The sequence below is a fragment of the Bacillus sp. TCT6 genome (assembly GCF_056033845.1).
Window position 1 is genome coordinate 4,795,469 of sequence record NZ_JBVYHX010000001.1, and the last position, 12,348, is coordinate 4,807,816.

The 12,348-nt window shown below is 36.8% G+C and carries 12 protein-coding genes; 5 read left to right on the top strand and 7 right to left on the bottom strand.

Annotated features, from left to right (window positions below; all coding sequences use genetic code 11):
• Positions 1-34: 34 nt before the first annotated feature.
• Both AC0ONG_RS24740 and AC0ONG_RS24745 read left to right on the top strand, forming a co-directional pair.
• A complete protein-coding gene (locus AC0ONG_RS24740; RefSeq protein ID WP_000597185.1) occupies positions 35-772 on the top strand; it encodes a polysaccharide deacetylase family protein in 738 nt (245 codons plus the stop codon).
• Between the two features lie 104 nt (positions 773-876).
• Positions 877-3,552: a sigma-54-dependent transcriptional regulator gene (locus tag AC0ONG_RS24745; protein ID WP_000820955.1), complete on the top strand. Its 2,676-nt coding sequence runs from the start codon at positions 877-879 to the stop codon at positions 3,550-3,552.
• A 145-nt stretch (positions 3,553-3,697) separates the two neighbouring features.
• Here the strand turns inward: AC0ONG_RS24745 and exsM are convergent, their stop codons facing one another.
• Entirely contained in the window at positions 3,698-4,111 is a 414-nt protein-coding gene (exsM, locus tag AC0ONG_RS24750; protein WP_000207046.1) for an exosporium regulatory protein ExsM, read from the bottom strand.
• Between the two features lie 187 nt (positions 4,112-4,298).
• On the opposite strand from exsM, the gene AC0ONG_RS24755 reads away from it, so the two are divergent.
• Positions 4,299-5,480: a chromate transporter gene (locus tag AC0ONG_RS24755; RefSeq protein ID WP_136996569.1), complete on the top strand. Its 1,182-nt coding sequence runs from the start codon at positions 4,299-4,301 to the stop codon at positions 5,478-5,480.
• 38 nt (positions 5,481-5,518) lie between these two features.
• On the opposite strand, the gene chbG is transcribed toward AC0ONG_RS24755, so the two are convergent.
• The 5 genes from chbG to AC0ONG_RS24780 form a co-directional block, all read right to left on the bottom strand.
• A complete protein-coding gene (gene chbG / locus AC0ONG_RS24760) occupies positions 5,519-6,223 on the bottom strand; it encodes a chitin disaccharide deacetylase (RefSeq protein WP_000593462.1) in 705 nt (234 codons plus the stop codon).
• A gap of 200 nt (positions 6,224-6,423) precedes the next feature.
• Complete coding sequence (gene celF / locus AC0ONG_RS24765; protein ID WP_000145760.1) at positions 6,424-7,749, bottom strand: 6-phospho-beta-glucosidase; 1,326 nt, start codon at positions 7,747-7,749, stop codon at positions 6,424-6,426.
• 3 nt (positions 7,750-7,752) lie between these two features.
• Positions 7,753-8,076 carry a PTS lactose/cellobiose transporter subunit IIA gene (locus tag AC0ONG_RS24770; protein WP_000989059.1) on the bottom strand — a complete coding sequence of 108 codons (324 nt, stop codon included), beginning with the start codon at positions 8,074-8,076 and terminating at the stop codon, positions 7,753-7,755.
• A 182-nt stretch (positions 8,077-8,258) separates the two neighbouring features.
• Complete coding sequence (celB, locus tag AC0ONG_RS24775; protein ID WP_001168857.1) at positions 8,259-9,563, bottom strand: PTS cellobiose transporter subunit IIC; 1,305 nt, start codon at positions 9,561-9,563, stop codon at positions 8,259-8,261.
• Positions 9,564-9,579: 16 nt separating this feature from the next.
• On the bottom strand, positions 9,580-9,882 hold the full coding sequence (locus tag AC0ONG_RS24780; protein ID WP_001023569.1) for a PTS sugar transporter subunit IIB: 303 nt from the start codon (positions 9,880-9,882) through the stop codon (positions 9,580-9,582).
• 400 nt (positions 9,883-10,282) lie between these two features.
• Between AC0ONG_RS24780 and AC0ONG_RS24785 the strand changes: the two genes are divergently transcribed.
• Both AC0ONG_RS24785 and speD read left to right on the top strand, forming a co-directional pair.
• Entirely contained in the window at positions 10,283-11,365 is a 1,083-nt protein-coding gene (locus AC0ONG_RS24785) for a polyamine aminopropyltransferase (RefSeq protein WP_001123949.1), read from the top strand.
• A gap of 26 nt (positions 11,366-11,391) precedes the next feature.
• Positions 11,392-11,763, top strand: coding sequence for an adenosylmethionine decarboxylase (speD, locus tag AC0ONG_RS24790; RefSeq protein WP_000456838.1), 372 nt, complete (start codon positions 11,392-11,394; stop codon positions 11,761-11,763).
• Between the two features lie 262 nt (positions 11,764-12,025).
• On the opposite strand, the gene AC0ONG_RS24795 is transcribed toward speD, so the two are convergent.
• The gene (locus tag AC0ONG_RS24795) at positions 12,026-12,343 is read right to left on the bottom strand and encodes a PTS sugar transporter subunit IIA (RefSeq protein ID WP_000379645.1); all 318 of its coding nucleotides are present in this window, start codon (positions 12,341-12,343) and stop codon (positions 12,026-12,028) included.
• Positions 12,344-12,348 lie beyond the last annotated feature (5 nt).

Genomic DNA, 12,348 nt, shown 5'->3' on the forward strand with positions numbered 1-12,348 from the left:
TTACATCTTGATTGTCAAACTGAGGGTGAATGTTATGATCAAGCGAGTATTGCAATGTATTATTTTATTTTTAACCATTACTATGTACGCATCATCTAATACTGAAGCAACAACTGTTATTCCTGCTGAATATCATCCAAATACTGAAACGACCTCTCCTACACAAAAAATTGCGTACTTAACATTTGATGACGGGCCAAACAAATATACTACACAAATTTTAAACATCTTAAAAGAAAAGAACGGAAAAGCAACTTTCTTTGTTATTGGCGGAAAAGTGCCACATTACACAAAAACGATGCAAAGATTAATTAAAGAAGGACATTATATCGGTCTCCACAGCATGTCACATGATGTAAAACGCCTTTACACTGGTGACCCTTCCACTTTAATTGCAGAAATGGAGCAAACACAAAGCATTGTCCAGCAAGTTACGAAATTAAATACACATCTCGTTCGCGTTCCATATGGTAGTATGCCTTACTTAAAAAAGAATTACCGTGACGCACTTGTATCGGCCCAGTATAAAATGTGGGATTGGACAATCGATACATACGACTGGAAAAGCTATGACAATCCTTCTGCCATACTCGAAAGAGTACGTAATCAAAGTGATGAACAAGTAGAAGTCATTTTAATGCATGATTCGAGTGTAACCGTACAAATACTGCCAAAAGTAATTGATTATTTACAGTCACAAGGATACAAACTTCTTCCCTATAATCCTTCTTCTCATCTCAAGGTAAATTTTTGGAAAGACACAAGATTGTAACAGCTTTAGTGCCTATGTGCTAAAGCTGTTTTATTTTTCTCTTCCCACCCTTCCCGTTTTTGTGTAAAATTTTAAATAGTGATGAAGTTTCGAGGTGAATAGAAATGAAACGAATAGATCTCATTTTTAACGCAATACAAGAAGGCAATTATACAGAAGGTGTAACCGCATCAGAACTAGCTACCCTGTTGCAACTAGATCGCGCCAATGTAAGTAGCGACTTAAACAAACTTGTAAAAGATAAACGTTTATTAAAAACAAATACGCGACCTGTTCGTTTTTACATAGAAACGAACACTTCGTTGGAAACGCATTCAAAAGAAGTAACTTCATTAGATACATTTGCAATTGAAAATACGAGCCTTAAAATCGCAATTGAAAAAGCGAAAGCTTCTATGCTCTATCCTCCAAACGGTATGCATACTTTACTACTGGGAGAAACAGGGGTCGGAAAGTCTATGTTTGCTTCTTTAATGCACGAATATGCAATTGAAGTTGAACAGCTTCCTAAAAATGCACCATTTATCGTCTTTAACTGTGCTGATTACGCAAATAATCCACAGCTACTACTCGGGCAATTATTTGGGATTAAAAAAGGAGCTTACACAGGAGCAAGTGATCAAAAAGGATTAATTGAAAAAGCACATGAAGGAATTCTTTTCTTAGATGAAGTACATCGCCTACCTCCAGAGGGACAAGAAATGCTTTTCACCTTTATTGACCGCGGAGTGTACCGCCGCCTTGGAGAAACAGAGAACGAACGTAAAGCACAAGTATTAATCATTACTGCAACAACAGAAGAACCAAATTCATTTTTATTAAAAACATTTACAAGACGTATACCGATGACTGTTACGCTGCCACCACTTCGTGAGCGTACACATAAAGAGCGCTTTGCTTTACTACAGCTATTTTTCACAAATGAAGCAATTCGTCTGCGAAAAGACATTCACGTTAGCCCAAATGCAATGCGTGCTTTCGTCTTTTATAATTGTCCCAATAACATTGGTCAATTAAAAACAGATGTTCAAATTGCCTGTGCGAAAGCCTATTCTGATTTGGTCACAAAGAAACGTGATTCTGTCTATGTTTCAAGTACAGATTTACCTTGGTATATGAAAGAAGGGTTGTTCATTGAAAGGAAGAGCCGTCACTTATACCAAATACCAAATGAAACATTTGTATTTACAGGTGAGGAAGGTTGGAGTAATCATAAAACAGAAGATGAAAAACGCTCTTCTATTTACGATTATATTGACTATAAATACGAAGAACTTCAAGCCCGTGGTATTGAAGAGGAAGAATTAGAATTACTAATAGAAAATGATGTTCAAAGCTTTTTCGTACAATATTTTAACCAAATATCCAAAAAAACAAGCCATGAAAATGTTTTTAAAATTGTGGATCGTAATATCGTTTCCGTATGTGAAAAAATAGCGGAACTTGCTGAAAAGCATTTATCTAAGACGTTTGATGAAAAAGTATTTCTCGCTTTAAGTTTACATGTACAGACAACTCTACAACGTTTACAAAGCGGAAAACAAATACATCACCCACAATTAAATCAAATTCGTACGAAATATAAAGAAGCTTTTTCCGTAGCTATGCAATGCATTCAACTACTGGAGGAAGAATTACAAATAACAATGCCTATTGATGAAGCTGGCTTTTTAACAATGTTCTTCGTTGTTGATCCAATTCCTGCCTCACAAACAGAAGTAAAAGTATTAATATTAGCACACGGTAATGGCATCGCAACTGAAATGGCAAACGTTGCAAACGAACTTCTCGGCATTGAGGAAGTAACCGGTATTGATATGCCGTTACACGAATCACCGAAAGATTTCTTGGAACGTGTGAAAGTGTATATGAAAACACTACAAAATGTAAATGGGCTTCTCTTACTTGTTGATATGGGGTCACTTGCTTATATCGGTGACATATTAGAAACGGAGTTCAAAATCCCTGTACGTGTTCTCTCGATGACGAGCACACCACATGCACTAGAAGCAGCTCGAAAAGCTCAGCTCGGTTATTCATTAGATGCGCTGTATGAAACAGTAAAAAATTTAACACCATTTTACTTAAACGTACAAGAAGAAAAGAAAAAACCTCTCTCTCCAATGAAATCTGTTATTTTAACAGCTTGTTTAACTGGTGAAGGAAGTGCTTTAGCTATTCAAAAAATGTTAGAAAACTATTTAAGATTTGATAAAGACTTAATTGAAATTATTCCGATTAGTATCGTCCATGAAAAAGATTTAACGAAAATGATTGAGAACATAAAAAAAGAGCGTAACATCATTTGTATCGTCACGAATTTCGATGTGCAAGTGCCGTGCTTAACATATCATTTCCAAGACATCGTAAACTACACAGTAATTCAGCCCATTCAAGAATTAATTACGTATGAAGAAACATATGCAAAAATGGCGGATATTCTTGAACAACAAATGCAGCGTAACGATGGGGCATTACTGATCAAAACAATTCGTTACGCATTAAATACAATTCAAGAATTAATTTCCTTACAGCTAACTCCTGATAGCTTAATGGGTGTTATTCTGCATATGAGCTGTATGGTTGACCGTCTTCAAAAAGGAGAAAGCCTTCTTCCTCATCCTGATAAAGAGAAAAGAAGACAAGATGAATACTGGATGTATATGAAAGTAAAAAAAGCATTGCAACCAATTGAAAATACATTTGAAATACAAATACCTGATGACGAAGTATTTTACGTTATGGACTTCTTTATTAAAAATCAGCCTGCGAAAAATTAATCGAGGCAGTTTTTAAAAATATCGACCGTAACGCGAGTTATATCAGCGATTTTCAAAATATATCGCTTTACCGACAATAATCGCTAAAACTAGCACCTTATATTAAGAAGAAAAGGCTGTTCCAACATATGGACAGCCTTTTCCTCTATTTCTTTACTTTTCTAACTCGCCCTCTTATTTCTCCTCTTTTTTGTGATTTCGTATGGACATTAACATATACGTTTGCTTGAATAATTTCTTGAAGTAAATGTACAAATGATTTCCCTTGTAAAGGTCCCTCAAAATCCTCCACATTCACTACACCAGTAATGCTTCCCTCGTTCAAGCTAATACCTTGCTCCAGTGGACCATACAAATATAAAACAACAGGACCAATTTGAGTAGACTTCCCTAAATGAATTTGACACGATGTAACCTTTTCTATATTTTTTAGTATGACTCTGTAATGCAATTTCGTTAAATCATCACTAAAAATAAACTCTGCTACCCCAAAAGCTTCTGTATTTACAGGAGGCACTTCCCTCTTACCTGTTAACCTGGCAAAGAAATGTGTTGTCATAAGGCATTCTCCTTATATAAATTTCCCAGCACTACTTCTACTACTTTATGGTTTAGACATAATCATTTATGACTTTTTCAATTTTAATTACAAAGAAAAGATTCACAAAATCTTTACATTGTAATTGTTCCTGTAGATTGAAAGTCTCTTGTATAATGCACATAGAAAAACATTATAGGAGGTTCCATTGAAAACTAACAAATACACTTTTCATACATTATTAGAGATTTTTCTCGTCTCATTTAAATTAGGACTTACTTCATTCGGCGGTCCTGTCGCTCATCTCGGCTATTTCCACCACGAATACGTGCAAAAAAGAAAATGGATGGATGAACGAAGCTATGGAGATTTAGTAGCACTATGTCAATTCCTTCCCGGTCCTGCCAGCAGTCAAGTCGGTATGGGGGTTGGATTATTACGGGGCGGGCTATTAGGAGCTATTATTTCATGGATTGGATTCACTTTACCGTCTGTGCTTGTTTTGGTTTTCTTCGCCTCATTCCTTAATCAGTTCGATCTTGGAAGTGCTGGCTGGATTCATGGACTAAAACTTGTAGCAGTCGCTATTGTCGCTCATGCCATATGGGGAATGGCGCGGAAGTTAACTCCAGATCGAAATCGTGCAACGATTGCGATTGTAACTGCCGCAATCGCCTTATTATGGCCAAGTAGTTGGACACAAGTCACCCTCATCATAATATGTGGCTTTATCGGCTGGTTTTTATATCGCAACCAACCAATTAGCCAATCTCAAAATATAAAAGTACCTATTTCAAAAAAGATAGCAGTTTCTTGTCTCGTCTTATTCTTTGGACTATTACTACTGCTACCAATATTAAGACCGTTCTCTTATTACATCGCTTTATTTGATAGTTTCTATCGCTCTGGCGCACTTGTATTTGGAGGAGGACATGTCGTGCTGCCTCTTCTTGAAGGTGAGTTCGTACAAAACGGAATGATGACGAAAGAACAGTTCCTAGCTGGATACGGATTAACACAAGCAGTACCAGGACCACTGTTTACATTCGCCTCTTATATAGGAGCAGTGTTAAACGGGACGCTTGGGGCATTACTCGCAACAATTGCAATTTTCTTCCCTGCTTTCTTACTCGTTATTGGTGTTGTACCATTTTGGAACAGCGTGAGAAAAATATCATTCATACAAGGCGCACTACTTGGAGTCAATGCAGCTGTTGTCGGTATTTTACTAGCAGCTTTTTATGATCCTATTTGGACAAGCACAATTATGAACGCTGTAGATTTTGTTTTTGCATCTCTTCTATTTTGCTTGCTCGCTTTTTGGAAAACACCACCTTGGGTTATCGTTATACTCGGGGCATTTGGCGGATATGCTCTATCCATTTTATAAATAAAAAACGACGGCATGATGTAGCCGTCGTTTTTCTATTAAAACTTCACAAGCTCTATTCCTTCTGGTAATTCGCTCTCTGTTAAAATACGCAATTCCTTCACACGATCCATTACGTAAGAAGAACGCTTCACAAGCTCTGGATCAATATAAGCTGGATGAACCATAATTTCTACCGTTTGTTCACCTTGTACTCTTTCTTTTAACTTCACAAAGTAATCTTCCGTCACACCATCCGCATAAAAGTCACTGTAAAACACATCAGAAAATGGGCGCACCGCTCTATCTTCCTCACAACGACGAATCGGAACATTATATGTAGCCGCTAATCTCTCAAGAACATCATGTAAAATCGGTAAACCATGCACATGATGATGACTATCTAAATGAGTTGGTGTTAATCCGTAAGATAGGAATTTCTCAATTTGAGCAGTCCACTCTCTCTCAACTTCTTCTGGATTTATATTTCCTTCCCTTACGACACCTTGTTTATGAAACAATCCATCGCTACTTACAAGTGATGGTACGTCTCCAAGAAGTGGTTCTCCTGCCGTTAATACAAGATGTACTCCTACTCCTAGCGTTTCATACTCTTTGGCTAAGCGTACCGCATGCTCTGTTCCTGGCATATTCATCATCATCGTCGTTGAATTTACAAGTCCGTTTATATGCCCATCAATAATGCCGTAATTTGTACCTTCTGTAAGACCGAAATCATCTGCGTTTACAATTAACTTAATCATCGTAATACCTCCTAATAAAGTGAAACTTTAATCAGTGGGGGGGTTTCTCCCCCCCACTGATTATTAGTTGAACCAATCGGACTTTTATGGGCAGTTGATCCCCCACCTAATTTCTTTGTTTTCGCTGAATTTTGAGGTAGTGGTCTTACTGCCCATTAAAGTGGGATAGAATAAAAAAAGCGGGCTAAATAGCGCCGCTTTTACTTCTCTACCTTTTTGAAGAACTGCGGAAGATATTCTTTATGTGCTTCCAACATTTCATCTAAAATTTGTTTTGCAACTGTATCTGATGGTACAAGTGGGTTAATTGTCATAGCAAGCAGCGCTTTATGATAATCACCTGTAACAGCAGCTTCAATTGTTGTGCGCTCAAATGATTTAATTTGCTGTACTAAACCGCGAACTGGTACTGGAAGATCTCCGACCGCAATTGGTTTTGGACCTTCTTTCGTAATAATACAGTTCACTTCAACAGCAGAATCATCTGGTAAGCTTGCAATTGTTCCATTGTTTCGTGTATTAACAGGCTGGATATCACCTTTATTGTTGTAAATAGACGTAATTAAGCTACATGCTGCGTCACTATAATAAGCGCCGCCACGTTTTTCTAATTGTGGTGGTTTAATATCTAAATTCGGGTCTTTATATAACTCAAATAAATCATTTTCTAATTGTTTTACTACTTCTGCACGTGTACCTTTTTCAACAGAAGCTTCTTTTTCTTCTTCTAACATTTCACGTGTTTTGTAGTAATAACGATGATATGGACATGGAATTGCACGAAGGCCGCGAATAAAGTCTGGCTCCCAGTTAAGCGCTGCGATATTTTCCATCGTAATTTGCTTTTCCGGATCTGTTACAAGCTCTAACACACGATCCATTACACTTACGCCATCTAAGTATACATCTAGTCCGTATACCATATGATTTAAACCTGCAAAATCAACGTGGACACGACTTGCATCTACTTCAAGTAATCTTGCAAGACCCATGCGGATTCCGATTGGAACGTTACATAGACCAACTACTCTTTGAATATTTGTATAACGAAGGACAGCTTCTGTTACCATACCAGCTGGGTTCGCAAAGTTAATTAGCCATGCATTCGGACAAAGCTCCTCCATATCTTTACAAATATCTAAAATAACAGGAATCGTTCTCAGTGCTTTGAATAAACCACCAGGACCATTCGTTTCCTGACCGATTACATCATATTTTAATGGGATTGCTTCATCTTTTGCACGTGCTTCTAATAAACCAACGCGAAGTTGTGTTGTTACGAAGTCTGCATCTTTTAATGCCTCACGGCGATCAAGTGTTAAATGTACCTCGATTGGTAAACCAGATTTTTTCACCATACGTTTCGCTAAGTTACCAACGATTTCTAACTTTTCTTTTCCTGCCTCAATATCTACTAACCAAATTTCACGAACAGGAAGCTCATCATAACGTTTAATAAATCCTTCAATTAACTCTGGTGTATAACTAGATCCACCGCCGATTGTAGCAATTTTAATTCCAGTCATGCTTTATTCCCCTTTCGCTTCAAGCTTTTTATAAAGATCGATAAACTCTGCTGCTAATTCTTTCACTGTAATCGCATTCATTAAATGATCTTGTGCGTGAATTAAAAGAACACTAACCTCTGTTTTTTCTCCTCTTGCTTCTGATTGTATGAGCTCTGTTTGGAAATGATGCGCTTCATTAATCGCTTCTTTCGCCTTTACCATCGCTTCATCTGCTTCTACCATTTTCCCCTGTTTGGCAAATTGAAGTGCCTCCATCGCAAAGCTTCGTGCGTTACCACTATTTAAAATCAATTGGAATGGAATTTGTTCTGCTGTAGTCATCATAATTACCGCCCTCTCTATAAGGTTCAACCGATTTAAATACCCCTTCAGTTTGAACATGTCTATTAAAGTATGAATTTATTAATGATAGTTTAGTGTTCATATAGATGTTTTTCATCTTTTTGAACATGATATAAAGGTAATTGTTCTCACAGGTATCGTTGTCTATGAGAACAATTACTATGTTACATAGGTACAGAGTTGTTATTTTCTTGTGCTGCTTTCTCAGTACGGATAACTGAACGATCGCATGCGACAACGAATGGGAAGTAAATCGCCATTGCAACAACAAAGTTGAATAATTGTAAAATCGCACCAGAAGGATGTAAACCTGTTACAAGATACCCACTAATAATTGGTGGAACGTTCCATGGAACCATCGCTACTGTTTTTGGTACCCATCCTAAGTAAATTGCTGTATAAGATGTAATAACTAACACAACAGGTGTTAATACGAACGGGATGAATAAAATTGGATTTAATACGATTGGTGTACCAAAGATTACTGGTTCGTTAATGTTAAATGCACCAGGTCCAATTGATAGACGAGATACACCGCGTAATTGTGCACTTTTCGCTACAATTAATACAACTACTAAAAACGCTAATGTTGCACCAGAACCACCAAGATATACGAAAGTATCAAAGAATGGTTTTGTAATAATGTTTGGAACATCAAATGCAGATGTACCATCTTGGAATAACTTAATATTTTTCTCTAATGCTGGTAAATAAAGTGGCTCAATAATACCACCAACAATATTTGGACCATGTAAACCGAAGAACCAAAGTACATGTACTAATAACGCAATAAAGATTGCACTTGGTAACGTACCCGCTAAACCTTGTAATGGAACTTGTAATGTATTAAAGATATACTCATGAACACTTGTACCTGCTAGTTTTACTGCTAATTGAATACTTGCAATACCTGTTAAAATCACAAATGCTGGAACTAAAGCAGCGAAAGATTTCATTACTGCTGGTGGTACACCGTCAGGCATTTTAATTGTAATGTTTCTTTGAACAAAGAAGCGGAATATCTCCGTTACGAGTATGGAGACAATAAGTGAAACGAACAAACCCTGTGCGCCTGTCCAAAGCATATTTATTCCAGCTTCTTTTGGTGTTGTTGGTGTAAGAATAATTAATGCACCAAACGAAATAATACCTGCTGACAATCCATCAACACCGTAAGATTTTGCTAAGTTATAACTTATGGTAACCGCCACCATCAGAGCTAATACCCCGAAGGACCCTGTCCACATACCAGCACCAATTTGTGTCCAAGTTTCACCGAATAAATCTTTCATAAAATTTTGGAATGCTGGAATTGGTAAACCATTAACTAGTACTGCCATCGAACCAACTAAAATAAGTGGCATAACTGCAATAAATCCATCTCGGATCGCAGCTAAGTGACGTTGCGATCCGATTTTACCAGCAATCGGAACCATGTACTTCTCCATAAATGCAATAAACTTTTGCATTTTACTTCCCCCCTAATTATTTTTTAAGTGTTAATGCGTGATCTAAAACTGCTTCTCCATTCATCATGCCGTAGTGCATTGGATTGATAACGTCGATTCCAACGTTTCTCTCGTCAGCAAGCGTTTTCATTGAAGAAAGCATGTAACGAACTTGTGGTCCTAGTAATAATACATCTGCTTGATCGATATTTGTTTTTACTGCATCCCCAGATACAGCCCAAATCTTTCCTTCTAGACCGCGAGCTTTTGCAGCCGCTTCCATTTTTGTAACTAGTAAACTTGTAGACATCCCTGCTGAGCAACATAATAAAATATTCATTTGAAAATCCCCCTTGTGTAGTATAAAAAATTTATGTTTTATTTATTTTTCTTTACGCTATTTATTAATGCAATTAGCGTGCCAACTTTTTAAAACCACTAAAATCAGCACTTTTTCGACTGTTTTCTTTGTGTGTTAACGCTTTCAATTAGTGTGTTACTCAAAAAACACACAGTGTGTTATAAAACAACACGCTTTTAACACATAACTGTATGAAAATAGATTAGTGTTTAGTTGTCTAGTTATGCTTAACATAAAAAAACACTAAAAAAATCTTTTATCGTAGAATCTAGTAAAAAAACAACATGCTCTTGAACACACTCTTCTATCTATTGTCCAAGCAAATTCTACTAGATTACATAGAATAGAGTAAAATAACACAATTCGAAAGGAGATTCCTATGCCAAAACATAGAAAACAAAGCAAAATAAAGATTTATAGAATAAAAAGCTATAAAAAAGACAAGCGTTCTGAAGTAGACTCTGACAAATTTGAACTAGAACAGCAGGACAAGCACGATACACAAGACAAACAAGATGAACAGGATAAACAAGTACAATCAGAAAATGTAATTATAGTACCCACAGATTCACACAACTTAGATGTGTGGGATGAAATTTCTCTAAAGGAAATACAAGCTGGTGAACATACAAATTTATTTAAAGAAAAGAGTAATTATCAAAATATTAATTTAGTCCAAGTAAACGATATTCGCTTATACTTGGACAAGCAACTACAATTCAGCTCCGTCGATGAGCAAATTTATCATGAAGCACTTGTACATCCAATTATGTCAAAAGTAATTGATCCAAAACGTGTTCTCATATTAGGCGGTGGCGATGGTCTTGCCCTGCGAGAAGTTTTAAAATATGAAACTGTACTACATGTAGACCTTGTTGACTTAGATGGATCGATGATTGATATGGCTCGTAATGTTCCAGAATTAGTTTCTTTAAACAAAAGTGCATTTTTTGATAATCGTGTAAATACACACGTATGCGATGCAAAAGAGTTTTTAAGCTCTCCTTCCTCTTTATACGATGTAATCATTATTGATTTCCCAGACCCAGCGACAGAGTTGTTAAGTACTTTATATACAAGCGAACTTTTTGCTTGTATAGCTACATTCTTAACAGAAGATGGCGCATTCGTCTGCCAATCTAATTCACCTGCTGATGCACCTCTAGTATACTGGAGCATCGGTAATACAATTGAACATGCTGGACTAACTGTGAAAAGTTATCATACAATCGTTCCTTCTTTTGGAACTGACTGGGGATTTCATATCGCTGCTAATTCTGCCTATGTACTAGATCAAATTGAACAATTATATGTAGTACCAACTCCTCGAACCTTGCCTGCTCTTCTTTTCCCTTTATTTCAATTTAAAGAAGAACATCTAGAACAACGCAACCTCGCTCTTTTAAATTCAGAATCGAACCTTATCCTACATCAATGCTACAAACAGGAAATGAAGTTTTGACGATATTATAGTAAGGAGTGTTGCCTATGGAATATTCTACTTTTGGCAAGCATATAATAGTAGATTTATGGGGAGTAGATTTTTCTCTACTAGATGATACGCACTTTTTAGAATATCATTTAGTTACAGCTGCAGATTGCTCTGGTGCCCATGTTTTAAACGTAAGTAAAAAAGAATTCCAGCCATATGGTGTTACTGTATTAGTGTTATTATCAGAAAGCCATCTTTCCATTCACACTTACCCGGAACAAAATTTTGCAGCTATTGACTGTTATACTTGCGGTACAACCGTTGAACCACAAATTGCGATTGATTATATCGTAAATATATTAAAACCGGAGCGGATGCATATAAAAAGATTAATTCGTGGTATAGGAGAAATTGTTACTGCCGATTAATTATAACCCTTACTCATCCGGAAAAAGGATGATTGTAAATACCATCAGTGGGATGAACATTCCACTGATGGTACAGGCATATACATAAAGTGAAACTTTAATTAGTGGGGGTTTTGTTCATCTCCCACTAATTATTAGTTGAACCAATCGGGCCTTTACGGACAGTTAAGCTCCCTCCTAACTTCCTTGCTCCAGCCACATTTTGAGGTGGGAGTTTTACTGCCCGTTAATGCGGGATAAAAAAACCTTGCATAAGCAAGGTTCATTCATCCACCGACATCTTCCTATATAACTCTACAAACTCACTCGCTAATTCTTTCACTGTAATTGCATTCATTAAATGATCTTGCGCGTGTACCATTAAAAGAGTAACTTCGGTCTTTTCGCCACCAGCCTCTTTCTGTATAAGCTCCGTTTGTACACGGTGCGCCTCTTTTAATTCCTCTAGCGCTTCTTGTAATTTAGCTTCTGCTTCTGTAAACTCCCCACGCTTCGCACAATCAATTGCTTCCATTGAACAACTTCTCGCGTTTCCTCCATGCAAAATTAAATGAAAAGCTTTCGTCTCTATCGTATCCATTTTAC